Source organism: Rhodococcus gordoniae, from assembly GCF_001646655.1.
GTDB classification, from domain to species: domain Bacteria; phylum Actinomycetota; class Actinomycetes; order Mycobacteriales; family Mycobacteriaceae; genus Rhodococcus; species Rhodococcus gordoniae.
Genome location: NZ_LPZN01000014.1, coordinates 97,571 through 121,053 on the forward strand (window position 1 = coordinate 97,571; position 23,483 = coordinate 121,053).

Sequence of the window (23,483 nt, forward strand, 5' to 3'; positions counted from 1 at the left end):
CAATGAAACTGGGACTGCAACTCGGCTACTGGGGTGCTCAGCCGCCCTCGAACGCACCGGAACTCGTTGCTGCGGCCGAGGCCGAAGGATTCGACGCCGTCTTCGCCGCCGAATCGTGGGGATCGGACGCGTTCACGCCGCTGGCCTGGTGGGGCTCGTCCACGGAACGGGTGCGGCTCGGCACGTCCGTCGTGCAGATCTCCGCGCGTACTCCGACGAGTTGCGCGATGCACGCGCTGACGCTCGATCACCTCTCGAAGGGCCGGCACATCCTCGGTCTCGGCGTCTCGGGGCCGCAGGTGGTGGAGGGCTGGTACGGCCAGCCGTTCGCCAAGCCCCTCGCACGGACCCGCGAGTACGTCGACGTGATCCGCAAGGTGCTCGCGCGCGAAGCGCCGGTGACCGGCGACGGACCGCACTTCCCGCTGCCCTACGCGGGCGCCGGATCAACCGGGCTCGGTAAACCGCTCAAGCCCATCACGCATCCGCTGCGGTCGGACATCCCGATCTGGATCGGTGCCGAAGGTCCGAAGAACGTCGCGCTCACCGCCGAGATCGCCGACGGCTGGCTCGCGATCTACTACACCCCGCGCCTGGCGTCGATGTACGACGAATGGCTCGACGAGGGGTTCGCCCGGCCGGGCGCCCGACGCACCCGTGAGGACTTCGAGATCGCGGCGACCTGCCAGGTGGTGATCACGGACGATCGCGCAGGGACGATCGCGGCGATGAAACCGGTGACCGCGCTGTATGTCGGCGGAATGGGTGCGCCGGAGTTGAACTTCCACGCGCAGGTCTACCGGCGGATGGGATACGAGGCCGTGGTCGACGAGGTGACCGCGCTGTTCCGTGCCGGCCGTAAGGACGAGGCGGCGGCAGTGATCCCGGACGAGATGGTCACCGAGACGATGATCGTCGGCAATGCCGACGAGGTGCGCGAGGGTGTGAAGCGCTGGGAGGCGGCCGGCGTGACGATGCTGCTGGTCGGTTGTCGCGATGTCGACCAGGTGCGCACGATCGCCGAGGTGGTGCTGCGCTAGATGCCGCACCGGGCGGAAACCGGTCCGTGAGCACGGTTTCCGCCCGCCGCGGGCGGGCGTCAGGAGGCGTAGGCCGCCTTCAGCTTGCCCTTCACCAGCTTGCCCGTGGGGGTGCGGGGCAGTTCGTCGACGAAGTCCACCGATCGCGGCACCTTGAAGTGCGCGACCCGCTCGCGGACGTACGAGATCAATTCGTCGGCGAGGTCGGGGGATCCGGCGGATCCGCCCGCCGGTTGCACGACGGCCTTGACCTCCTCGCCCATCTCCGGATGGGGCACGCCGATGACAGCGACGTCCTCGACGGCCGGGTGCAGGGCGAGCACGTTCTCGATCTCCTGCGGATAGATGTTCACACCGCCGGAGATGATCGTGAACGACTTGCGGTCGGTCAGATACAGATAGCCGTCGTCGTCGAGACAGCCGAGGTCGCCGACCGTGGTCCAGGTGGGGTGCTCGGGATGCTGCGACGCCGCGGTCTTCTCGGGATCGTTGTGGTACGAGAACGGAACCTTCTCGTATTCGAGGTAGATCGTTCCCACCTCGCCGGCCGGGAGTTCCCGCCCCTCCTCGTCGCAGATGTGCGCGGGCCCGAGCACACTCTTGCCCACCGAGCCCGGGTGTTCGAGCCATTCCTGACTGTTGATGAACGTGATCCCGTTGGCCTCGGTGGAGCTGTAGTACTCGTAGATCACCGGTCCGAGCCAGTCGATCATCGCTCGCTTGACCTCCGGCGGGCACGGAGCTGCGGCGTGGACGAGGACGCGCAGACTCGACAGGTCGTATCGGTCGCGGATTTCGTCGTCGAGCTTGAGCATGCGGACGAACATCGTCGGCACCATCTGCCCCGCGGTGATCCCGTGCTCCTCGACGTGCCGGAGCGCGGTCTCGGCGTCGAACTTCTCGGCAAGGACCACCGTGCCGCCGAGCGCGTGGATCGCCCCACCCCAGCGCAGAGGCGCCGCGTGATAGATGGGGGCGGGGGAGTAGTAGACGTCGGAGTCGGTGAGGCCGAAGAGGAACTGCGCCACCGTCACCAGCGGCTCACCGGGTTCGTCGACGCGACGTTCCGGGAGATCCGGCTGGATTCCCTTGGGAAAGCCCGTCGTTCCGGACGAGTACAGCATGATGGCGCCGCACGGTTCCTCCTCGAGTCGCGGGCCGGCCGCGGCGAGGGCGTCCTCGTACGACTCGAAACCGCGCACGGTGCCGCCGAACGCGAGCCTCACCGAACCGATCGCGACCTTCTCGCCGACCTGTTCGGGGAGTTCGTCGAGTGTCGCCGACGCGATCAGGGCCTTCGCACCGCTGTCCTCGAGGATATAGGCCACCTCCCCGGCGGTGAGGTGACTGTTGACCGCCGTGATGTACAGGCCGGACCGGAGGGCGGCCCAGAAGACCTCGAAGGCCTCGGGCTGATTGTCGGTGAGCAGGGCGACGACGTCACCGGTGCGCAGACCCGCGTCGTGCAGGACGCGGGCCAGCGCTGCCGACCGGTCGTCGAGTTCGCGGTAGGTCAGACTCCGGTCACTGTCGGCGAGGACGACCGCAAGTTTGTCCGGGGTGGTCCGGGCGTGCACTCCTGGATACATGGGGCTCCTCATTGCCTCGACATCGCCTCGACGAACACTGTGATCTTGTGGTCTGGATCACAGCCGACAATGTAGTAGAGCTAAGGAGATGGTTGTGACCGCGCTCTCACGGGTGGGAGTGCGGTCCACAGTGGCGCAGGTCAGGAACCCGAGAACTTCGGGGCACGCTTCTCCGCGAACGCCCGCGGCCCCTCCTTGGCGTCGGCGCTCTTGAAGACCGCGGCGCCCAGTTCGGCGTCGATCCGGAACGCGTCCTCTTCGTGCAGTCCTTCCGAATCGCGGATCGTCCGGAGGATGGCCTGCACGGCAACCGGGCCGTTGTTCGCGATGGTCTCGGCGATCTCGAGAGCCTTGTCGAGCGCGGTGCCGTCCGGAACGACGTGACCGATGAGTCCGATCTCCTTGGCTTCGGCGGCCCCGAGGTGGCGTCCGGTGAGCAGGATGTCGGCGGCGATCGTGTACGGGATCTGGCGGACGAGACGCACCGCGGACCCACCGAGCGGGAACAGTCCCCACTTCGCCTCGGAAACACCGAATTTCGCGCTCTCGCCGGCCACTCGGACATCGGTTCCCTGCAGGATCTCGGTGCCACCGGCGATGGCGGCACCCTCCACGGCCGCGATGAGCGGCTTGGTCAGACGGCGACCCTTGAGCAACGCCGGCAGCCGTGTGAGGTCCCAGCCGCCACCGTTGCCTTTCCCGTCGCTTCGCTCGCCCTGCTCGAATGCGTCTCCGGGCGGTGCCGCGTTCATCGCCTTGAGATCGGCTCCCGCGCAGAACGCTCCACCGGCACCGGTGAGGATCGCGACGCGGATCTCGGGATCGCTGTCGACGCGATCCCAGGCCTCGTTCATGATCGCCATCATTTCGCCGGACAGCGCATTTCGTGCCTCGGGGCGGTTGAGCGTGACGATCAGAACGTGGCCGCGTTGCTCGACGAGGCAATGCGGTTCGCGGGACGAGATGTCCGAATCGGCTGCGCCGGGGGCTTCGGTAGCGGACACTGGCGGGACTCCTCGCAGGATTGTGAACTGGATCATATTCGGGTCTTGTCAGAAACGGTAACACGTTCTACTTTTGTCAGCGTGGCCCTAAACATCGCAGACCTCGTCGAACACGCAATCGACCTCGTTCCCGAGCGCGTCGCGCTGGCTTCGGACGGACGTGAGGTCACCTACGCACAGCTGGAGGACCGAGCCAACCGACTTGCTCATTACCTGCGCGAACAAGGTGTGAAGCCGGGCGACAAGGTGGGCATCTACTCGCGCAACACCATCGAGGCCGTCGAGGCGATGATCGCGGTCTTCAAGATCCGCGCCATCATGATCAACGTCAACTACCGCTATGTCGAGAACGAGTTGCAGTACATCTTCGACAACTCCGACATGGTCGCGCTCGTCCACGAACGTCGCTACTCCGACAAGGTCGCGAACGTCCTGCCGAACACTCCGCTGGTGAAGACCGTGATCGTCGTGGAGGACGGCACCGACGCCGACTTCTCGTCCTATGCCGGCATCGAATACGAAGCGGCGCTGGCGCAGAGCAACCCGGAACGCGACTTCGAAGCACGCAGCGCCGACGACATCTACATGCTCTACACCGGCGGCACCACCGGTCACCCCAAGGGCGTGATGTGGCGTCACGAGGACGTGTGGCGCGTCCTCGGCGGCGGTATCAACTTCATGACCGGGGAATGGGTCAAGGACGAGTGGCAGCTGGCGAAGGAGGGCGCCGAGAATCCCGGTCTCGTGCGCTATCCCATCCCGCCGATGATCCACGGCGGCGCCCAGTGGGCGCTGTTCCAGTCGTTGTTCAGCGGCGGCAAGGTCGTCATGCACCCCGAGTTCTCGGGCCACGAGGTGTGGCGCATCATCGACGACCACAAGGTCAACGTCATCTTCATCACCGGCGACGCCATGGCCCGCCCTATGCTCGACGCACTGGAGGAGGGCAACCCGGCAACCGGTGAGCCCTACGACCTCTCGACCCTGTTCGCCATGGCATCGAGTGCGGCCCTGTTCTCCCCGTCCATCAAGGACCGTTTCCTCGACCTGCTGCCCGGCAAGATCATCACCGACTCCATCGGCTCGTCCGAGACCGGCTTCGGTGGCATCGGCATCGCCGAGAAGGGCAAGACCCTCGGCGGCGGCCCCACGGTGAAGATCGACGAGTCCACCACCGTCCTCGACGACGACGGCAATCCGATCGAACCGGGTTCCGAGAAGGTCGGCATGGTCGCGCGCACCGGCAACATCCCGCTCGGCTACTACAAGGACGAGGCCAAGACCAAGGCCACCTTCCGCGAGTACAACGGGATCCGCTACTCGATCCCCGGCGACTACGCGCGGGTCGAGGCCGACGGCACCGTCACGATGCTCGGCCGCGGATCGGTCTCGATCAACAGCGGCGGTGAGAAGGTCTACCCCGAGGAGGTCGAGGGTGCACTCAAGCAGCACCCGGCCGTCTTCGACGCACTGGTCGTGGGTGTTCCCGACGAGCGGTTCGGCGAACGGGTCTCCGCCGTCGTCGCGCGACGTGAGGACGCGCAGGTCACGCTCGAAGAACTCACGGCGACGGCACGATCACAGATCGCGGGGTACAAGGTGCCGCGCGCAGTGTGGTTCGTCGACGAGATCAAGCGATCGCCGGCCGGCAAACCCGACTACCGGTGGGCCAAGGACCAGACGGAACTGCGCCCGGCCGACGAGGTCTACGACAACGGCGACGGCAACGGCGCCGCGGCGGCGGGGTAGAGGGACACATGCAGACCGGCCTCGGCAAGAAGTTCGGCATCGAGTATCCGATCTTCGGCTTCACACCCTCCGAACACGTCGCGGCGGCGATCAGCCGCGCGGGCGGACTCGGTGTTCTCGGGTGCGTGCGGTTCAACGACCCCGACGAACTCGACACCGTCCTGACATGGATGGACGAGAACACCGACGGAAAACCGTACGGCGTCGACATCGTGATGCCCGCCGCGGTGCCCACCGAAGGCACCGCGGTGGACCTCGACAGGTTGATCCCGGCCGAGCACCGCGCCTTCGTGAACCGCACGCTCGACGAACTCGGTGTTCCGCCCCTGTCCGACGACGTCGGTGAGGCGAGCGGTGTTCTGGGCTGGCTGCATTCGGTCGCACGCTCGCACGTGGACGTCGCCCTCGCCCACCGGCCGGCGCTGATCGCGAACGCCCTCGGGTCACCGCCGAAGGACGTCATCGACCTCGCCCACGACAAGGGTGTGCCGGTCGCAGCGCTCGCGGGTGCGGTCGAACACGCGAAGCGGCACGTCGAGAACGGTGTCGACATCGTGATCGCGCAGGGCTACGAGGCCGGGGGCCACACCGGCGAGATCGCGTCGATGGTGCTGTGGCCCGAGATCGTCGACGCACTCGGTGATTCGGCGGCCGTGCTCGCGGCCGGCGGTGTGGGATCGGGACGGCAGGTCGCGGCGGCACTGGCCCTCGGTGCCTCCGGCGTGTGGATGGGTTCGTACTGGCTCACCACCTCGGAGTACAAGCTCGGGGCGGCCGCGCACGGCCCGTCGTCGATCCAGCGCGCGTTGCTCGGCGCGAGTTCGTCCGACACGGTGCGGTCGCGGATCTACTCGGGCAAGCCGGCGCGGCTGCTCAAGACCAAGTGGACGGAGGCGTGGTCGAAACCCGATGCGCCCGAGCCATTGCCGATGCCCCTGCAGAACATCCTCGTGAGCGAGGCGCATCAGCGTATGTCGGTGGCCGACGATCCCGAGGCCGTCGCCATGCCGGTCGGGCAGGTGGTGGGACGGATGAACGAGATCCGTCCCGTCGCGGAGATCATGGCCGACCTCGTGCGGGGCTACGACGAGGCCGTCGATCGGCTGAACGAGGCGCGATAGGACCACAGTGGTGGGGTGGCAGGTGCCCGGGGTGGAGTGATCCGCCCCGGGCATCGTCCCGTTCCGGGATCTGCGTCGGCCGGGGCGTCGCCGGACAGGGAGCAGCGGCGGTCGCGGGTGGGGGTCGACGGCCGAGGTGTGCCCGATCCGGCACTACCCTGGGGTGGACGTGACGCGAGCGGTACCGGTCGTGAACCGCACCGCAGCGGACTCGAAGCGTTCACCGAGGAGGAGGCCGTTCACCTCGGTTACCGAGCAGAGGACGGAAGACGCAGTGACACAGGCCGAGTCGCAGGCAACCGGAGCACTCGCGGACATCAGGGTGCTCGAACTGGGCACCCTGATCGCCGGGCCGTACGCAGGACGCCTGCTCGGCGACATGGGTGCCGACGTCATCAAGATCGAGGACCCGAAGCGGCCCGACCCGCTCCGCACCTGGGGGCAGGGCGAGCGGGACGGGCACCGCTTCTTCTGGACGGTGCACGCCCGCAACAAGCGGTGCATCACCCTCGATCTCCGGGCGCCCGACGGACAGGAACTCTTCCGGCGTCTCGTCGCCGAATCGGATGTCATCGTCGAGAATTTCCGTCCCGGAACGCTCGAGAAGTGGGGTCTCGGCTACGACGTGCTCTCCGAGATCAATCCGGGCATCGTCCTGGCCCGGGTCTCCGGCTACGGGCAGACCGGCCCGAAGGCCGGCCGCGCGGGATACGCCTCGGTGGCCGAGGGGGAGAGCGGACTACGGCATCTCAACGGTTATCCGGGACAAGCGCCTCCGCGACTCGCGTTGTCGCTCGGCGACACTCTCGGCGGCATGTTCGCGGTGCAGGGAGTACTGGCCGCTCTCCTGAGCCGCGAACGTACCGGTCGCGGCCAGGTCGTCGACGTCGCACTCACCGAGGCGTGCCTCGCGGTGCAGGAATCGGTGATTCCGGACTACGACGCGGCAGGTGTGGTGCGCGGCCCGTCGGGTACGCGTCTCGAGGGTATCGCGCCGTCGAATCTGTATCGCACGTCCGACGACATGTGGATCATCATCGCCGCGAACCAGGACACGGTCTTCCGTCGTCTGTGCACGGCGATGGATCGTCCCGAACTCGCCGACGACCCGCGTTTCGCCGATCACCTCGCGCGCGGCCTGAACCAGGACGAACTCGACGTACTCATCGGTGACTGGGCGGCGACGTCGACGCTCGAGGATCTGCTCGCGCATCTGTCGGAGGCCGGTGTGGTGGCCGGTCCGGTGAACACCGTGGCCGAGGTGGTCGCCGATCCGCAGTTCCGGGCACGCGACATGATCGTGCCCCACCACGACGAGCGCACCGACACCGATGTGCTCGGCCCCGGTGTGGTGCCGGTGCTCGGTGAGACGCCCGGTTCGGTGCGCCGCGCCGGTCCGCCCGTCGCGGGATACGACAACGCCGTGGTCTACGGCGAGGTGCTCGGACTGAGCGAGGTCGAGCAGAAGGAGCTGCGCGAGCGCGGCATCATCTGAGGCACACAACGCGGGGCGAAGGCTCGCAACATCGGCAGTCACTGCCGGTGTTGCGAGCCTTCGTTCGTTGTTGCGTGCTTCCCCGCAGGCGTACAGGACACTAAGGTGGAACTCGTTTCAGTATTTCGAACTTCTATGAGGAGTGCCGAATGCACACGCCCATCTGCGACGAACTCGGCATCGAGTTCCCGATCTTCGCGTTCACCCACTGCCGCGACGTCGTCGTCGCCGTCGCCAAGGCTGGAGGCTTCGGTGTCCTCGGCGCCGTCGGGTTCACCCCGGAGGAGCTCGAAATCGAGCTGAACTGGATCGACGAGCATATCGGCGACCGCCCGTACGGGGTCGACATCGTCATTCCGAACAAGTACGAGGGCATGGACGCGAACCTCTCCGCGGAGGAACTCACGAAGATGCTGCAATCGATGGTGCCGCAGGAGACCCTCGAATTCGGCCGCAAGATCCTCACCGACCACGGGGTTCCGCTGCCCGAAGGTGACGATAACGCGTTGCAGCTCCTCGGCTGGACGGAAGCCACCGCGACCCCGCAGGTGGAGGTGGCGCTGCAGCATCCGAAGGTCACCCTCATCGCCAATGCGCTCGGTACCCCACCCGCCGACATGATCGAGCACATCCACAACGCCGGTCGTAAGGTCGCGGCGCTGTGCGGTTCTCCGAAGCAGGCCCGCAAGCACGCCGACGCCGGCGTGGACATCATCATCGCGCAGGGCGGCGAAGGTGGCGGGCATTGCGGGGAGGTCGGCTCGATCGTGCTGTGGCCGCAGGTCGTCAAGGAGGTCGCACCCGTTCCGGTGCTGGCCGCCGGTGGGATCGGCAGCGGTCAGCAGATCGCGGCCGCGCTCGCGCTCGGCGCCCAGGGCGCGTGGACCGGTTCGCAGTGGCTCATGGTCGAGGAAGCCGAGAACACCCCGGTGCAACAGGAGGCCTACATCAAGGCGACCAGCCGTGACACCGTGCGCAGTCGTTCGTTCACCGGCAAGCCCTGCCGCATGCTCCGCAACGACTGGACCGAGGCCTGGGAGGCGGAGGGCAACCCGAAGCCCCTCGGAATGCCGTTGCAGTACATGGTGTCCGGCATGGCGGTCGCGGCCACTCACAAATACCCGGACGAGTCCGTCGACGTCGCGTTCAACCCGGTCGGTCAGGTCGTCGGGCAGTTCACGAAGGTCGACAAGACCTCTGCGGTCATCGAACGCTGGGTGCAGGAGTACCTCGAAGCGACCGGAACCCTGGAGAAGTTGAACGAGGCCGCGAGCGCCTGATCCACACCGTTCGACTCACAGGGAGGGCCGTGGTTGCCCGAGGTCCGGTCCGGGTGCGATCCGGATCGGACCTCGTGCCGTCTCCACGTCCACCGGCTCACCCTTCTGCGTGATCACGACGTGGCCGCTGCGTTCGAGATCGGCGGCCACCGAGCGTGCGGCGTCCATGAGGTCGCGCCACGAGTCGCCACCCGCGACCCGCGCGGCGTCGCTGGGACAGATGGTGGACGGGTTCCGTTCCCGGAGCAGCGCGCAGATCGTGGCCGCCAGCCGTTCACGATCCGCATGCTCGTCGCGTGGTTCCCACCACGGATGCCCGCGTTCACCGAGCGCGACCTTCGCGTCCTGGACGCGGTGCCGTGCGGAGTCGCCGTCGCTCTTCACGAGACGCCGAGCGCGCATCAACTCCGCCACGAGTTGCTTCTGCAACGGTTCAGGAATCGTGGGATCGGTGGCACGCCAGCGCCGCCCGTTCACCACCACATATCTGCCGTCGGGCGTGCGCTCCGCCCCTCTGGATGACCCGTCGGTATCCATCGGTCCCGCCCGTCACTCGACTCGGCGGCGACGGAAGTCCTTCCGGACTTGTCGCCGAACAACCACCGTCGCGGCACAACTGTACGCGTGGGGGCGCGTCGGCCGAGGGGCGACGACGCTATCGCGCAGGAGTGCCGAGGGAGGCCGGTTCGAGAAGCTGCGCCAGTTCGTCCGACAACAACCGGAATTCGGAATCGCCACGTTCCCGAATCCAGACCGGATCGGTGCAGTACCAGCGTTCTGCGGCCAGAGAACGGGACAGGACCTTGAAAGTCGCGGTGCGGGGGAATTCGCGGCAGACACGGATCAGGGTGGGCATCTGCTTGGGACCGAGATCGGTCTGTGCATCGAGGAAACGCGCGAAGGCGGCGGGATCGAAGTCGGAATCCGCGGCGGGAATCACGGCGGTCATCACACGGTCGCCGACCTGCCGGTCGGGCACCCCGTACACCGCGACCTGAGCGAAGCCCTCGTACCGCATCAGGATGCGCTCGATGGGCGCCGCACCGAGATTCTCCCCGTCCACCCGCAACCAGCCCGAGCTGCGTCCGGCGAAGTACACGAAACCGTTCTCGTCCCGGTAGGCGAGGTCGCCGCTGTGATAGCGCCCGTCGCGGAGGCGCTCGGCGTCGGCCTCGGGGTTGTTGTAGTAGCCGTCGAACAGGCCGGGGCCGCGCACGTTGACGAGTTCGCCCGTCGCGGCGTCGGCGTTGGTGATCCTGCCGTTCGCGTCGAACACCGCTGCCGGGCAGCGTTGCCCCGTCTCGGGATCGAGGATCTCGATGCCCTCGGGCAGTCTGCCGAGGGATCCGGCCGGGGCGTCGGGAGCCGAGGCGATCGCGATGCCGCCCTCGGTCGAGCCGAAGCCGTCGACCACCCGCGCGCCGAAACGGCGGGTGAACTCGGCGACGGCGGTGGCAGACGCCTCGTTGCCGTACATGATGCGCAGCGGGTTGTGGTGGTCGTCGGGGTGCTCGGGTGTCGCCACGATGTACGACAGGGGTTTGCCGACGTAGTTCGCGAAGGTCACCCCGAACCGGCGCACGTCGGGAAGGAAACCCGACGCCGAGAACCGGCGCCGCAGAGCGACGCTCCCGCGCGCGGCCAGCCCGATCGACCAACCCGCGATCATCGCGTTGGAGTGGAACAGCGGCATCGCCACGTACACGGTGTCGCCGGGTCCGAGCCCGAATCGCGTGGCGAGCATCGTCGCCGGCTCCGTGAACTTCCGGTGCGTACACCGCACGGCCTTCGGATCGCCGCTCGTACCGGATGTGAAGATCAGCATGAACAGGTCGTCGGGGGAGGGCGCGGCGGTCTCCACGACGGTGTCGGCGAACGGCGCGAGCATGGTCGCCCAGTCGGGGGAGTCGACGTCGATCACCCGCACCTCGCCGAGATCCACGCCGTCGAGCAGGGAGGCGTGCGCGGCCTCGGTGAACACGACCCGGCACTCGGCGAGCGTGATGTCGCGCGCGAGCGCCGCGCCCCGCCGGGTCGTGTTCAGGCCCACCACCACGGAACCGGAGAGGGCCGCGGCGCCGAGCAGCAACGAGAACTCCGGGATGTTGTCCATGAGGATCCCGATGTGCTTCGGCGCCCGACCGCCGAGCATGCCCTGCAGCAGGGCGGCCCGTTGTCGGGACAGTGCGACGTGCTCGCGCCACGACAGTTCGGTTTCCTCGAAACGCAACCCTCGGTCGTCGACGTCGGTGAGTCGCTCGAGCAGTTCGGTGACGGTGGGAGCAGCCATGTGATCAGACCGGGACGTCGGCGAGTTCGCGCCCGAGCGCACGCAACTGATCGGTGGCCGAGCCGAGCAGGAACTCGTGGTGCTTGGCCGCCAGGAAGTAGCGGTGCACCGGATGGTCCTCGTCGAGTCCGACGCCGCCGTGCACGTGCACGGTCGTGTGTGCCACACGGTGTCCCGCGTCGGCGGCCCAGAAGGCCGCGGTGCGCAGGGCGTCGTCGTGGGACTCTCCCGATGCCATGCGGAAAGCGGCCTGCCACAACGTCAGTCGCACCGCCTTGACGTCGATGTAGGCGTCGGCGAGTCGTTGGGAGACGGCCTGGAAACTGCCGATGGGACGGTCGAACTGGACGCGTTCGCGTGCGTACTGCGCGGTGAGTTCGAGTGCCTGTTCGAGGACACCGCACTGGTAGGCGGCCGAGCCGAGCAGGCTGCGGTCGCGCAACCACGCCGCCACGGCGAGGCCGTCGGTGCCGAGAACGCGATCGGCGGCAAGAGCGACCTGCTCGAGGGTGAGGATGCCGCGGCTGCCGAAGTCCGTGGTCTGCTGTCGGGTTACCGAGACACCCGGATCGTCGCGGCGCACGAGGAAGACCGCCACCGAGTCGCCGGTGGTGGCCGGGACGAGGAAACCGTCGGCGATCGGTGCCGCATCGACGACGGTCTTGACCCCGTCGAGCACGTGGCCGTCTCCCGATGCCTGTGCTCGGGTGGCCGGTGCCGTGGGATCCGGGTTCAGATCCTCTGCGAGTGCGGCGGAGAGGATCTGCTCGCCGGTCGCGGCGGGGCGGCCCCATCCGGCCTGCTGCTCGGCGGTGCCGAACTCCGCAATCGCCGACGCGCACGCGGCGACCGACGTGAGATACGGGACGGCTGCGACGCCGCGGCCGAGTTCGCGCAGGATGCTCGCCTGCTCGAGCGGGCCGTATCCGTCGCCGCCCACGGACTCGGGAAGAGCGGCACCGAGCACACCCGACGACGCGAGCGTGTCCCACAGGGTGCGGTCGAGACGGTCCTCGGCGGCGTCGAGGGTGCGCAGGTGTTCGTTGGTGACGATGTCCGCGACGATGCTGCGGGTCAGTTCGGCGAGATCGTTCTGGGCCTCGGTGAGGGTGAAGTCCACGGTGCGCGTCCTTGTCTAACGCTTGGCGGGCGGCTGGCCGAGGGCAGTCATCGCGATGATGTCGCGCTGGACCTCGTTGGTGCCGCCGCCGAAGGTGAGGATGAGGGAACTGCGGTGCATGCGTTCGATCCGGCCGCGCAGCAGCGCGCCGGCCGAGTTCTGCCGTACCGTCGCCGCCGGTCCGAGGACCTCCATGAGCAACCGGTAGGCCTCGGTCGCGAATTCGGTTCCGAAGACCTTGTTCGCCGAGGCGGCCTCCGGACCGAGGGGGGTCGTGCCGGCGCTCGAAGCGATGTCCCAGTTCATCAGCTGCAGGTATTCGGCCTTCGCGTGGACGCGTGCCAGATTCACCTGCACCCATTCCTGGTCGATCACCCGCCGCCCGTCCGGCAGATGCGTCTCCTGCGCCCAGCGCCGGACCTCCGTCAGGGCCGTGCGCACGGGACCGGCGGAGGTGAGCGCGACCCGTTCGTGGTTGAGCTGGTTGGTGATGAGGGCCCAACCGCCGTCGACCTCGCCGACGAGCGCGGACGCCGGGACGCGTACGTCCTGGTAGTAGGTGGCGCTGGTGTCCGGCCCGGCCATGGTGTGCACAGGGGTGTACGAGAATCCGGGAATGTCGGTCGGCACGATGAAGACGCTGATCCCCTTGTGCTTCCGGACATCCGGGTTGGTTCGGGCGGCGAGCCACACATAGTCGGCGTAGGCGATCAGGCTCGTCCACATCTTCTGACCGTTGATGACCCACTCACTGCCGTCGCGCACCGCGGTGGTGCGCAGGGAAGCGAGGTCGGTGCCGGCGCCCGGCTCGGAGTAGCCGATCGAGAAGTGCAGTTCGCCTGCGGAGATGCGGGGGAGGAAGAACTCCTTCTGCTCGTCCGTGCCGTAATGCATGATCGTCGGCGCGACGGAATCGATGGTGAGGAACGGGACGGGCGCGCCGGCGATGGCCGCCTCGTCGGTGAAGATCAGTTGGTCCATCGCGGAACGGTTCTGGCCGCCGTACTCCTCGGGCCAGCCGAGGGTGAGCCATCCGTCCTTGCCCATCTGCTGCACGACCTCGCGGTACACGTTGCCCACGCCGTACTCGCCGGTCGTGGCAGCGAGCGCGTCGCGGCGTTCGGGTGTCATGATCTGGGCGAAATAGCCCCGCAATTCCTCGCGGAGGGCTCGTTGCCCCGGGGTGTAGGAGATGTCCACGAACGCTCCGTTCCGTCGCTGCGGGTCCCTGTGAATCGTCTCGGGGGGATCCCCGCGAATCATTGCACAAAATTGGAACGCGTTCTAGTCTGGATGCAATCGGTCGGCGCGAATGTGAAGCGAGGTCCTCGGATGGATGTCAAGGTCGACTTCGACCGCTGCGAAGCCAACGGCGTGTGCGTCGGGCTGGCTCCCGACGTGTTCGATCTCAACGACGACGACGAATTGATCGTCACGCGGCCCGTTCCCGAAGGGAGTGAAGGCGCCGTTCGCGAGGCCGTCGCCCAGTGCCCGCGTGCGGCGCTCGCCGAGGCCTGAGCCACGCGCGGTGGCCGGCACCGGCCACCGCCGAGGGAAGTAACAAGTTCTACATCTTCGGTACCTCCAGGTCCTGATCGGGAGAGTACCCGCGTGCGGCCGGAAATCGGCCCGAATCTCGAGGAGTACGTGGATGAGTGCGGACGCCGGCGGTGGCGTGGAGAACGACGGTCGGGTGTCTCTCGAAGGGCGGGTCGCCGTCGTCACCGGAGCCGGAGCGGGTCTCGGCCGTGCCGAGGCGCTTGCGCTGGCGCGTGCCGGAGCATCGGTGGTCGTCAACGATCTGGCGGAGAACGACGCGGTGGAGGACACCCTCACGCGTATCCGCGATCTCGGGGTCGACGCGGAATTCGTGCCGGGCAGTGTGGCCGAGCGTGAGACGGCCGACGCGATGCTCGCTGCCGCCCAGGGCAAGCTCGGCGGCCTCGACATCGTCGTCAACAACGCGGGCATCACGCGGGATCGGATGCTGCCCAACATGTCCGACGACGAATGGGATTCCGTGGTGGCCGTGCACCTGCGTGGTCACTTCCTGTTGTCCCGCAATGCCGCGGCCTATTGGCGCGACCGGTCGAAGCAGGAGGGTGGCCCCGTCTACGGGCGTCTGGTCAACACCTCGTCGGAGGCCGGTCTGCTCGGGCCGCCCGGGCAACCCAACTACGGTGCCGCCAAAGCCGGCATCACCGCGCTCACCCTCTCGGCCGCCCGTGGTCTCGAGCGGTACGGTGTCCGCGCCAACGTGATCTGCCCGCGAGCGCGGACGTCGATGACCGAGTCGGTCTTCGGTGATGCGCCGGACGACGGCATCGATCCGCTCTCGCCCGACCACGTCGCGAATCTGGTCGCCTATCTCGCCTCCCCGGCGGCCGGGCGCGTCAACGGGCAGGTCTTCATCGTCTACGGCCCGATGGTGGCGTTGATGGCGGCACCGGTGGTCGAGCAACGCTTCGACGCCGACGGGCAGTGGACCCCCGAGGCGCTCGCCATCGAGCTCGGCGGATACTTCGCCGACCGCGATCCGGGCCGGACGTTCTCGGCGTCGTCGGCCCTCGATCTCTAGTCTCCCGGCTGCCCCGCCGTCGCCCGTCCGGGAACGGCGGGGACGCCACGTCTTCGTCCCGGACCGGGATTCTGCAAGCGTGACGGGCACCGGGGAATTCCGGTAGCCTCACGCCCACTCGGGTCGTTTCTCCGGCTCTCGTGGGTCCCCGCTGCCGGCCCTGATACGTGTTCTAGTTCTCTTCGTGCTCCGACGCCTCGGACCGATACCGACGGCGTCCCGTGCCGGTGTGATCGAGCCCGAGCTCCGCGTCGGAAATCCCGCCGAAATTCCAGCGTAAAACCTCTTTCGAGCGCGTCGACGCGCGCCCGTCGGTGCTTGTATGTCCGTTCGGACGGAAATGGATCGAGATGTCCCAGGACGGATCTTTGACAGGTGAACACGTTCTAGTTAATATGACCCGGGTCACAGCACATGCCATCGATCGGCCGCGCGCCGACGACGTGAGGATCGAAGGGGGCGCACGATGGTAGACCTCCTCGAGGTTCCCTTACGGGCGGTGGGCGGACTGTTCGCCATGACCGGCGAGACCGCCCGGGCGGCCTTCCGCCGTCCCTTCCAGCGCCGCGAATTCGTCGATCAGGCATGGTTCGTCGCCCGCGTCTCGCTGATGCCCACCGTTCTGGTGGCGGTGCCGTTCACGGTCCTGGTGAGCTTCACCCTCAACATCCTGCTCCGGGAGATCGGTGCCGCCGACCTCAGTGGCGCGGGTGCGGCCCTCGGCGCGGTGACGCAGGTGGGGCCCATGGTCACCGTGCTCATCGTCGCCGGTGCCGGCGCCACCGCGATCTGCGCCGATCTCGCCGCCCGCACCATCCGCGAGGAGATCGACGCGATGCGAGTGCTCGGCATCGATCCGATCCAGCGTCTCGTCGTCCCCCGGGTGCTCGCGTCCACCGTCGTCGCGCTGCTGCTCAACGGTCTCGTGTGCACGATCGGCATCCTCGGCGGATTCGCCTTCTCGGTCTTCCTCCAGGACGTCAATCCCGGCGCGTTCATCAACGGCATCACCCTGCTCACCGGTTTCGGAGAACTGATGATCTCCCAGGTGAAGGCGGGCTTGTTCGGCATGATCGCGGGCCTGGTCGCGTCCTACCTCGGCCTCAATGTCAAAGGTGGAGCGAAGAGTGTCGGCGACGCCGTCAACCAGACGGTCGTGTTCGCGTTCATGGCACTGTTCGTGGTCAACCTCCTCGTCACGGCCGTCGGCATCAAGCTGACCGCGGGATGAGGGGAGCGGAGAATTCATGGCAGTGATCTCTCGGCGCTTTCCCCGTGCGGTCCGGCGCGCGACACGAGTGTCGTCCACAGTGGACCGGGTGGGGGAGCAGGCGCTGTTCTTCGCGCGCGCTCTCGCGACCGTGCCCCGGGCGTTGATGCACTACCCCAAGGAGACGGTGCGGCTCGTCGCCGAGATCAGCATGGGCACCGGCGCACTCGCCGTCATCGGCGGCACCGTCGTGATCGTCGGCTTCCTCACGCTGTTCACCGGCGGCATCATCGCCGTGCAGGGATTCAGCTCCCTCGGCAACATCGGCGTCGAAGCGCTCACCGGCTTCTTCGCGGCCTTCATCAACGTGCGCATCGCCGCCCCGACGATCGCCGGGATCGGGCTGGCGGCCACCATCGGTGCCGGCTCCACCGCCCAGCTCGGCGCCATGCGTGTCTCGGAGGAGATCGACGCGCTCGAGACCATGGCGATCCCGTCCATCCCGTATCTGGTGTCCACACGCGTGCTCGCCGGGATGATCGCGATCGTTCCGCTGTACTCGCTCGCCGTGATCGCCTCGTTCGTCGCGAGCCGTTTCGCGACGGTAGTGCTCTACGGCCAGTCGGCGGGCGTGTACGACCACTACTTCACGACCTTCCTGATACCCACCGACATCCTGTGGTCGTTCGTCCAGGCCATCGTGATGGCGATCGCCGTGATGCTCATCCACACCTATTACGGCTTCACCGCGGGCGGCGGCCCCGTCGGCGTCGGCGTCGCGGTGGGCAACGCGGTGCGGGCCTCGCTCGTCGCGGTTGTCACCGTCACCCTGCTCATCTCGCTCGCCGTCTACGGCGCGACCGGCAACTTCAACCTGTCGGGATAGGGCGCGCGACATGGAAACTCCTTCGTGGAAGAAGAAGCTCGCCGCCTTCGGTCTCCTGGGCGGACTCGCCGCGATCGTCGCGGTGGCACTGACGATGTTCACGGGCGGTTTCACCTCGACGGTCCCGCTCACCGTCACCTCACCGCGGTCCGGTCTGGTGATGGAACCCGACGCCAAGGTGAAGATGCGCGGCGTCGAGGTGGGGCGGGTGGCCTCGATCGAGCACACGCCCGCCGGTGCGGTCCTGCAGCTCGACATGCAGCCCGGACAGATGCAGCTCATCCCGTCGAACGCGCGGGTGGCGATCGAATCCACCACGGTCTTCGGCGCCAAGTTCGTCGACATCGTCGTCCCCGACGATCCGTCGTCCGTGCCGATGCAGGAAGGCGCCGTGATCGCGGCCGACAGCGTCACCGTCGAGTTCAACACGGTCTTCGAGCACTTGTCCGACGTGCTCGCCCAGATCCAGCCCGAGAAGCTCAACGCCACCCTCGGTGCGCTGTCGGAAGCGCTCAACGGACGCGGCGATGCCCTCGGTGCGGCTCTGGTCGAAGCCGATGCGTATCTCGCCGAGATGAATCCGTCGCTCCCGCAGCTGCAGGCCGATCTCGTCTCGGCCGCACAGGTCACCGATGTCTACGCCGATACGGCGCCCGACCTCATGACCACGATCGGCAATGCCACCGATGTCGGCAACACCGTCGTCGACGAACAACAGCAACTCGATCTGCTGCTGATGAACCTCACCGGTCTCGCGAACACCGGACGGGACGTCCTGGGGGAGAACGAAGCACAGTTGACCACCGCACTCGACAGCCTGAGCCGCACCACAGGTCTGCTCGGTGAGTACTCGCCGCAATTGACCTGCTTCATCATCGGTCTCAACGACGCCCGGGTGGCGTTCGAGCCGATGGCCGGCACCGGGGAGTACGCCGCGCTGATGCTGAGCACCAGCTTCATGGGTGGCGCGACGCCGTACAACGACGCCCAGGATCTGCCGGTGGTCGCCGCGACCGGCGGACCGAGCTGCCGGGACCTGCCGAACTTCGATCCGCGACGCGACGGTAACGCGCCGTTCGTCGTGTCCAACACCGGCGAAACGCCGTACAAGCCCGCCACGGAGGCCTGGATCCGGTACCCGACGATCTTCCAGTACCTGTTCGGCGATCAGCTCGCGGGTGGGCGGTGACCATGAGAGCGACCACCGTCAAATTCCTGATCTTCGCGGTCACGATGGCGTTGATCTTCGCCGGGCTGGCCGTCGTGTTCAGCCAGGCCCGGTTCACGGGTACCGACAACTACCGGGCGACGTTCACCGATGTGTCCGGACTCGGCACCGGCGACAAGGTCCGCATCGCCGGCGTGCAGGTCGGATCGGTACAGAAGGTCGACATCGGCCGCGACAACACCGCCGAGATCGAGTTCGACGTGGATGCGAAGCACACGCTGTTCACCAGCACCCGCGCGACCGTGCGGTACGAGAACCTCGTCGGCGACCGGTATCTCGAACTGCTCGAAGGCGCCGGCAGCGTCGACGTCCTGCCTGCCGGTGGGCACATCCCGATCGAACAGACCGAACCGGCCCTCGACCTCGATCTGCTCCTCGGCGGATTCAAGCCGCTGCTGCAAGGACTCGACGCGCAGCAGGTCAACGATCTCTCCGGTGCACTGCTGCAGGTCTTCCAGGGCCAGGGCGACACACTGGTGTCGTTACTGGGCAACACCAACTCGTTCACCAACTCCCTCGCCGACCGCGACCGGCTGATCGGCGACGTCATCGACAACCTCAACGCCGTCCTCGGCACGATCGACGACCACGACCGTGAGTTCGAGAACACGATCGAGCAACTGAGCACGCTGGTCGGCGGACTGGCCGCCGACCGCGACCCGATCGGCGCCTCGATCCCGCAGATCGCCTCCGGCACCGCCGATCTGGCCGCGTTGCTGCAGAACAATCGGCCCGATCTGCAGTCCGTCATCGCCGAGACGAACCGCACCATGACCCAACTCGATCTCGGCAAGGACGACATCAACCGCACACTCGAACGACTGCCGTCCGACTACAAGAAACTCATCCGCGTGGGTGCATACGGTAACTTCTTCCAATTCTTCCTCTGCGCCAATACTTTCAAGTTCTCCGGTCCGGACGGCACCACCATCCGGTACACCTCGGCAAACCACGACACGGGAAGGTGTGCGAAGGTCGAATGAGTGCACCCCGTGACCCCAACTACATCCGGACCGGGATCATCGGTCTGGCAGTGTCCGCGGCGATCGTGCTGGCCGGTCTGCAGTACGACCAGCTGCACTTCCTCTCCGGCGGCCTGAGCTACTCGGCGCGCTTCCAGGACGCCGGCGGTCTGGTGCCCGGCGACGACGTCATGCTCGCCGGGGTGAACGTCGGCGACGTCACCGACGTGCGCCTCGACGGTCAGGCCGTGCTGGTGAGCTTCCGCATCCGGGACGGTATCGGGCTCGGCGACACCACCGGCGCCGACATCAAGACCAACACCGTGCTCGGCCGGAAGTCGCTGGCGCTGCGCCCCGGTGGCGACGGTGTGATGCGCCCGAACTCGATCATCGGTATCGAGCACACCAATTCGCCGTACTCACTGACCGACGCTCTCGGCGACCTCACGACGACCGTCTCCGAACTCGACACCGATCGCATCAACGACTCGCTCGACGCGCTGTCGCAGACCCTCGAGAACACCCCGCCCGAGATCCAGGGCGCCCTGGAGGGCATGACCCGCCTGTCGCAGTCGATCAACGCCCGCGACGAGTCGTTGCACCAACTGCTCGAGCGTGCCGAGAGCGTGACGGGCATCCTGGCCGAGCGCAGCGACCAGGTCAACGCGCTCATCGTCGACGCGAACGCGCTGTTCGGCGAACTGAGCCTGCGCCGCGACGCCATCACCGAACTGATCGCGAACATCTCCTCCGTCTCGCGTCAGCTCACCGGGCTCGTGCAGGACAACCAGGCGCAGATGGCACCGACACTCGAGAAGCTCAACCTCGTGACGGCGAATCTGCAGGCGAACAAGGAGAACATCGCCGGGGCGCTCGACGGCCTGGGCCCGTACATCAGCGCGCTCGGGGAATCCGTTGCCAGCGGACCGTTCTTCAACGCCTACGTGTCCAACATCCTGCCGGCGCCGTGGTGGAAGGCCATCGTGGACAGCCAGGTCGCGCCCGATCTTCTCCCCGAGGATCTCCAGGACGTGATCCCGGACGGGCCCCCGACGATCAAGAGGGACGGCGAATGAGTACCGATACCGCCCCGACGACCGCCCGCCGTCGCCCGCCCCTGCTGGTGCCGGTGATCATCGGTGCCGTCGTCGTGCTCGTGCTCGGCGCCCTCGCCGTGTTCGTCCTGCCGGACCTCGGCAAACGCACGATCCACGCCGAGTTCGCGTCCACCAGCGGCCTGTACGAGGGCGACGACGTGCGGGTGCTCGGCGTCTCGGTGGGGCGCATCAGCGACATCGAACCCCGCGACGACCTCGTACAGGTGACGATGAAGGTCGACGACGGCGTCGAGATCCCGTCCGACGCGAGTGCCGTCGTCATCGCGCAGAGTCTCGTCTCGGCGCGCTTCGTCCAGCTCACCCCTGTGTACTCGGGTGGCCCGACGATCGAGGACGGCGCGACGATCCCGATGCAGCGCACGGCCTCTCCCGTGGAGTGGGACCAGATCAAGACCGAACTGATGCGATTGTCCGAAGCGCTCGGTCCCGAGGAACTCGATCCGCAGGGATCCCTCGGCCGGTTCATCGACACCGCGGCCGAGAATCTCGAGGGCAACGGGCAGACCGTGCGCGAGGCCCTTCGGGAGTTGTCGGACACGATGCGCACGCTCTCGGAGGGGCGCACCGATCTGTTCTCGACGATCCGCAACCTGCAGACCTTCGTGTCGGTCCTCTCGTCGAGCAACGAACAGATCGTGCAGTTCGGCGGTCGTCTCGCGTCGGTCTCGGACGTGCTCGCACAGAGCTCCGACCAGCTCGGTGTCTCCTTGTCCGAGTTGAACATCGCCGTCGGCGACGTACAGCGGTTCGTGCAGGACAACCGGGCCGGGCTCACCGAATCGGTGGAGCGGCTGGCCGATGCGACCGAGGTGCTGGCCCGCAAACGTCCCGAGATCGAGCGGGTGCTGCACTCCGGCCCGACCTCCCTCGCGAACTTCTACAACATCTACAAGCCGGCGCAGGGGTCGCTCACGGGCGCGCTCGCGATCAACAACCTCGCCAACCCCGTCGAGTGGATGTGCGGGTCGGTTGCGGCCGCCGCGAACGCGACCTCCGAGCGCAGCGAGGAACTGTGCCGCCAGCAACTCGGCCCGGTGCTGTCGTCCATCAACGCCAACTACCTGCCGCTGCTGGTCAATCCGCTCGCCGGTGTGCAGGCCTTCCCCGGCGACATCGTCTACACCGAACCCTGGCTCGAGGAGGCGTCGGCAGGTCGTGGCACCGCGCCCGAGCCGTCGTCCTCGGAGACCGCCTCGCCGGTCGACGGGATCCTCGGTGGCCTGCCGTCGCTGCAGGTCCCGCAGGATCTGGGTTCTCTGCTGCAGCCGGGAGGAGGGCGATGACCGGCCGCTCGATGTTCCGCCGTCTCGGCGTCGCGGCCACCGCGGTCGCGGTGAGCACGACACTCACCGCCTGCGAGTGGGACGGACTCAACTCGATTCCCATGCCCGGCAGCGCCGGACGCGGGGAGGGTGCCTACGAGGTGCAGATCCAGATGCCCAACGTGACCACCCTGACCCAGAATTCACCCGTGCGCATGGACGACGTCACCGTCGGTTCGATCTCGGGAATCGAACTCGAGGGCTGGCATGCGCTCGTGACGATCTCCCTCGACGAGGACGTGGTGGTCCCGGCCAACTCGCTCGCGCGGATCGGTCAGACGAGCCTGCTCGGATCCCAGCATCTCGAACTCGTCCCGCCCGTCGGCGAACCCCCGCAGGGCAGGCTCGAGGACGGCGATCTCATCCCGCTCGAACGCGCCGGTGCGTATCCGACCACCGAGCAGACGCTGTCGTCGCTGTCGGTGGTGCTCAACGGTGGTGGGCTCGCGCAGATCAACGACATCACCACCGAACTGAACGCGGCGCTCGTGGGCCGGGAGGACTCGATCCGGAACCTGCTGCCGCGCCTGGACGAACTGGTCTCCACTCTCGACACACAGCGCGGCGACATCATCGCGGCGTTGGAGGGCATGGACCGGCTGGCCGCGACCGTCGACGACCAGAACGCGACACTCGTCCGCGCCCTCGAGGAGTTGCCGCCCGCCCTGGAGGTGCTCTCGGATCAGCGTTCGAACCTCACCGCCGCGATGAGTTCGCTCGGTGACCTGAGCACCGTGGCGAGCCGGATCGTCGAGACCTCGAACGACGATCTGAAGGCGAACCTCGAAGGCCTCGCACCGACCTTGAAGGCCCTGGCCGACTCGGGCAGTGCCCTGACCGAGGTGCTCGGTGTGCTGCTCACCTATCCCTTCCCGCAGGCGGGTATCAACAACATCATCCGCGGCGACTACGCGAACCTCGCGATGACGATCGACCTCACCCTCGACCGCCTCGACCTGAACTTCCTGTCCGGGACGCCGCTCGCGGGACGCCTCGCCGGCCCGGAAGGAATCCTCGGCCGCGACGCGGGACTCGCCGCACAGGCGACGGACCCGTTCCGCGCACCGCTCGAACCACCCCCGCCGCCGCCTCCCGGTCCCGAAGGGAAGCTGACGATTCCCGGTATCGGGGAGATCACCATTCCCGGCCTGCCTCTGGGGGTGCCCACACCATGATGCTCACGCGGTTCGTCCGCATCCAGCTCACGATCTTCGCGATCCTCACGGTCGTCGGACTCGTCGTGATGTCGCTGATGTACGTGAAGTTGCCGGCGCTGTTCGGGATCGGACGGTACGAGATCGTCGTCGAACTGCAGTCGACCGGCGGTCTGTATCCGCACTCGAACGTCACCTATCGCGGAAACACCGTCGGCACCGTGCGGAGCGTCGCCCTGTCGCCGACAGGGGTCGAGGCGTTGCTGTCCATCGACAGCGACGCGAAGATTCCCGCCGACGTGGACGCGGCGGTGCGCAGCGTCTCGGCCGTCGGCGA

At 67.3% G+C, this 23,483-nt stretch carries 21 protein-coding genes; 15 read left to right on the forward strand and 6 right to left on the reverse strand.

What is annotated here, in order from left to right; translation table 11 throughout:
* The first annotated feature begins 2 nt into the window (after positions 1–2).
* A complete protein-coding gene (locus A8G18_RS08250; RefSeq protein WP_064063471.1) occupies positions 3–1,040 on the forward strand; it encodes an LLM class F420-dependent oxidoreductase in 1,038 nt (345 codons plus the stop codon).
* A 59-nt stretch (positions 1,041–1,099) separates the two neighbouring features.
* On the opposite strand, the gene A8G18_RS08255 is transcribed toward A8G18_RS08250, so the two are convergent.
* Together A8G18_RS08255 and A8G18_RS08260 are read right to left on the reverse strand one after the other, a co-directional pair.
* On the reverse strand, positions 1,100–2,629 hold the full coding sequence (locus A8G18_RS08255; protein WP_064063472.1) for an AMP-binding protein: 1,530 nt from the start codon (positions 2,627–2,629) through the stop codon (positions 1,100–1,102).
* A gap of 140 nt (positions 2,630–2,769) precedes the next feature.
* The gene (locus A8G18_RS08260) at positions 2,770–3,669 is read right to left on the reverse strand and encodes a crotonase/enoyl-CoA hydratase family protein (RefSeq protein ID WP_245207802.1); all 900 of its coding nucleotides are present in this window, start codon (positions 3,667–3,669) and stop codon (positions 2,770–2,772) included.
* A 45-nt stretch (positions 3,670–3,714) separates the two neighbouring features.
* Here A8G18_RS08260 and A8G18_RS08265 point away from each other — a divergent pair, with 45 nt between their 5' ends.
* From A8G18_RS08265 to A8G18_RS08280, 4 genes are all read left to right on the forward strand, one after another.
* Positions 3,715–5,382, forward strand: coding sequence for an acyl-CoA synthetase (locus A8G18_RS08265; protein ID WP_064063473.1), 1,668 nt, complete (start codon positions 3,715–3,717; stop codon positions 5,380–5,382).
* Positions 5,383–5,390: 8 nt separating this feature from the next.
* Entirely contained in the window at positions 5,391–6,503 is a 1,113-nt protein-coding gene (locus A8G18_RS08270) for an NAD(P)H-dependent flavin oxidoreductase (RefSeq protein WP_064063474.1), read from the forward strand.
* A gap of 274 nt (positions 6,504–6,777) precedes the next feature.
* A complete protein-coding gene (locus A8G18_RS08275; RefSeq protein ID WP_064063475.1) occupies positions 6,778–7,998 on the forward strand; it encodes a CaiB/BaiF CoA transferase family protein in 1,221 nt (406 codons plus the stop codon).
* A gap of 149 nt (positions 7,999–8,147) precedes the next feature.
* Positions 8,148–9,278: a nitronate monooxygenase gene (locus A8G18_RS08280; protein ID WP_064063476.1), complete on the forward strand. Its 1,131-nt coding sequence runs from the start codon at positions 8,148–8,150 to the stop codon at positions 9,276–9,278.
* Positions 9,279–9,293: 15 nt separating this feature from the next.
* Here A8G18_RS08280 and A8G18_RS08285 read toward each other — a convergent pair whose 3' ends face one another.
* From A8G18_RS08285 to A8G18_RS08300, 4 genes are all read right to left on the reverse strand, one after another.
* Positions 9,294–9,815, reverse strand: a complete 522-nt coding sequence (locus A8G18_RS08285) for a DUF3253 domain-containing protein (RefSeq protein WP_064063477.1) — start codon at positions 9,813–9,815, stop codon at positions 9,294–9,296.
* Positions 9,816–9,933: 118 nt separating this feature from the next.
* Positions 9,934–11,568, reverse strand: coding sequence for a long-chain-fatty-acid--CoA ligase (locus A8G18_RS08290; RefSeq protein WP_064063498.1), 1,635 nt, complete (start codon positions 11,566–11,568; stop codon positions 9,934–9,936).
* A 4-nt stretch (positions 11,569–11,572) separates the two neighbouring features.
* Positions 11,573–12,688: an acyl-CoA dehydrogenase family protein gene (locus A8G18_RS08295; RefSeq protein WP_064063478.1), complete on the reverse strand. Its 1,116-nt coding sequence runs from the start codon at positions 12,686–12,688 to the stop codon at positions 11,573–11,575.
* Between the two features lie 15 nt (positions 12,689–12,703).
* The gene (locus tag A8G18_RS08300) at positions 12,704–13,888 is read right to left on the reverse strand and encodes an acyl-CoA dehydrogenase family protein (protein ID WP_064063479.1); all 1,185 of its coding nucleotides are present in this window, start codon (positions 13,886–13,888) and stop codon (positions 12,704–12,706) included.
* A 132-nt stretch (positions 13,889–14,020) separates the two neighbouring features.
* Between A8G18_RS08300 and A8G18_RS08305 the strand changes: the two genes are divergently transcribed.
* The 10 genes from A8G18_RS08305 to A8G18_RS08350 all read left to right on the forward strand — a co-directional run.
* Positions 14,021–14,206 carry a ferredoxin gene (locus tag A8G18_RS08305; protein ID WP_064063480.1) on the forward strand — a complete coding sequence of 62 codons (186 nt, stop codon included), beginning with the start codon at positions 14,021–14,023 and terminating at the stop codon, positions 14,204–14,206.
* 133 nt (positions 14,207–14,339) lie between these two features.
* Positions 14,340–15,266 (forward strand): 3-oxoacyl-ACP reductase, encoded by a 927-nt coding sequence (locus A8G18_RS08310; RefSeq protein WP_064063481.1) that lies wholly within the window; start codon positions 14,340–14,342, stop codon positions 15,264–15,266.
* A 466-nt stretch (positions 15,267–15,732) separates the two neighbouring features.
* Positions 15,733–16,497, forward strand: coding sequence for an MlaE family ABC transporter permease (locus tag A8G18_RS08315; RefSeq protein WP_064063482.1), 765 nt, complete (start codon positions 15,733–15,735; stop codon positions 16,495–16,497).
* Positions 16,498–16,513: 16 nt separating this feature from the next.
* Positions 16,514–17,362 carry an MlaE family ABC transporter permease gene (locus A8G18_RS08320; RefSeq protein ID WP_026003117.1) on the forward strand — a complete coding sequence of 283 codons (849 nt, stop codon included), beginning with the start codon at positions 16,514–16,516 and terminating at the stop codon, positions 17,360–17,362.
* Between the two features lie 10 nt (positions 17,363–17,372).
* Positions 17,373–18,551 carry an MCE family protein gene (locus A8G18_RS08325; RefSeq protein ID WP_064063483.1) on the forward strand — a complete coding sequence of 393 codons (1,179 nt, stop codon included), beginning with the start codon at positions 17,373–17,375 and terminating at the stop codon, positions 18,549–18,551.
* A gap of 2 nt (positions 18,552–18,553) precedes the next feature.
* Entirely contained in the window at positions 18,554–19,573 is a 1,020-nt protein-coding gene (locus A8G18_RS08330; protein WP_064063484.1) for an MCE family protein, read from the forward strand.
* Positions 19,570–20,628, forward strand: a complete 1,059-nt coding sequence (locus tag A8G18_RS08335; protein WP_064063485.1) for an MCE family protein — start codon at positions 19,570–19,572, stop codon at positions 20,626–20,628. Before A8G18_RS08330 ends, A8G18_RS08335 begins: the two co-directional genes overlap by 4 nt.
* The gene (locus A8G18_RS08340) at positions 20,625–21,953 is read left to right on the forward strand and encodes an MCE family protein (protein WP_064063486.1); all 1,329 of its coding nucleotides are present in this window, start codon (positions 20,625–20,627) and stop codon (positions 21,951–21,953) included. Before A8G18_RS08335 ends, A8G18_RS08340 begins: the two co-directional genes overlap by 4 nt.
* Complete coding sequence (locus A8G18_RS08345) at positions 21,950–23,167, forward strand: MCE family protein (protein WP_064063487.1); 1,218 nt, start codon at positions 21,950–21,952, stop codon at positions 23,165–23,167. The genes A8G18_RS08340 and A8G18_RS08345 overlap by 4 nt, the downstream gene beginning before the upstream one ends.
* The coding region (locus A8G18_RS08350; protein ID WP_157100845.1) for an MlaD family protein at positions 23,164–23,483 on the forward strand (320 nt) is incomplete at its 3' end. The genes A8G18_RS08345 and A8G18_RS08350, both read left to right, overlap by 4 nt.

Coding starts and splice junctions, on each gene's coding strand:
- A8G18_RS08315 (WP_064063482.1), top strand. CDS start 15,733: ATGGTAGACCTCCTCGAGGTTCCCTTACGGGCGGTGGGCGGACTGTTC.
- A8G18_RS08330 (WP_064063484.1), top strand. CDS start 18,554: ATGAGAGCGACCACCGTCAAATTCCTGATCTTCGCGGTCACGATGGCG.
- A8G18_RS08285 (WP_064063477.1), bottom strand. CDS start 9,815: ATGGATACCGACGGGTCATCCAGAGGGGCGGAGCGCACGCCCGACGGC.
- A8G18_RS08270 (WP_064063474.1), top strand. CDS start 5,391: ATGCAGACCGGCCTCGGCAAGAAGTTCGGCATCGAGTATCCGATCTTC.
- A8G18_RS08340 (WP_064063486.1), top strand. CDS start 20,625: ATGAGTACCGATACCGCCCCGACGACCGCCCGCCGTCGCCCGCCCCTG.
- A8G18_RS08335 (WP_064063485.1), top strand. CDS start 19,570: ATGAGTGCACCCCGTGACCCCAACTACATCCGGACCGGGATCATCGGT.
- A8G18_RS08310 (WP_064063481.1), top strand. CDS start 14,340: ATGAGTGCGGACGCCGGCGGTGGCGTGGAGAACGACGGTCGGGTGTCT.
- A8G18_RS08280 (WP_064063476.1), top strand. CDS start 8,148: ATGCACACGCCCATCTGCGACGAACTCGGCATCGAGTTCCCGATCTTC.
- A8G18_RS08260 (WP_245207802.1), bottom strand. CDS start 3,669: ATGATCCAGTTCACAATCCTGCGAGGAGTCCCGCCAGTGTCCGCTACC.
- A8G18_RS08345 (WP_064063487.1), top strand. CDS start 21,950: ATGACCGGCCGCTCGATGTTCCGCCGTCTCGGCGTCGCGGCCACCGCG.
- A8G18_RS08320 (WP_026003117.1), top strand. CDS start 16,514: ATGGCAGTGATCTCTCGGCGCTTTCCCCGTGCGGTCCGGCGCGCGACA.
- A8G18_RS08325 (WP_064063483.1), top strand. CDS start 17,373: ATGGAAACTCCTTCGTGGAAGAAGAAGCTCGCCGCCTTCGGTCTCCTG.
- A8G18_RS08305 (WP_064063480.1), top strand. CDS start 14,021: ATGGATGTCAAGGTCGACTTCGACCGCTGCGAAGCCAACGGCGTGTGC.
- A8G18_RS08290 (WP_064063498.1), bottom strand. CDS start 11,568: ATGGCTGCTCCCACCGTCACCGAACTGCTCGAGCGACTCACCGACGTC.
- A8G18_RS08255 (WP_064063472.1), bottom strand. CDS start 2,629: ATGTATCCAGGAGTGCACGCCCGGACCACCCCGGACAAACTTGCGGTC.
- A8G18_RS08250 (WP_064063471.1), top strand. CDS start 3: ATGAAACTGGGACTGCAACTCGGCTACTGGGGTGCTCAGCCGCCCTCG.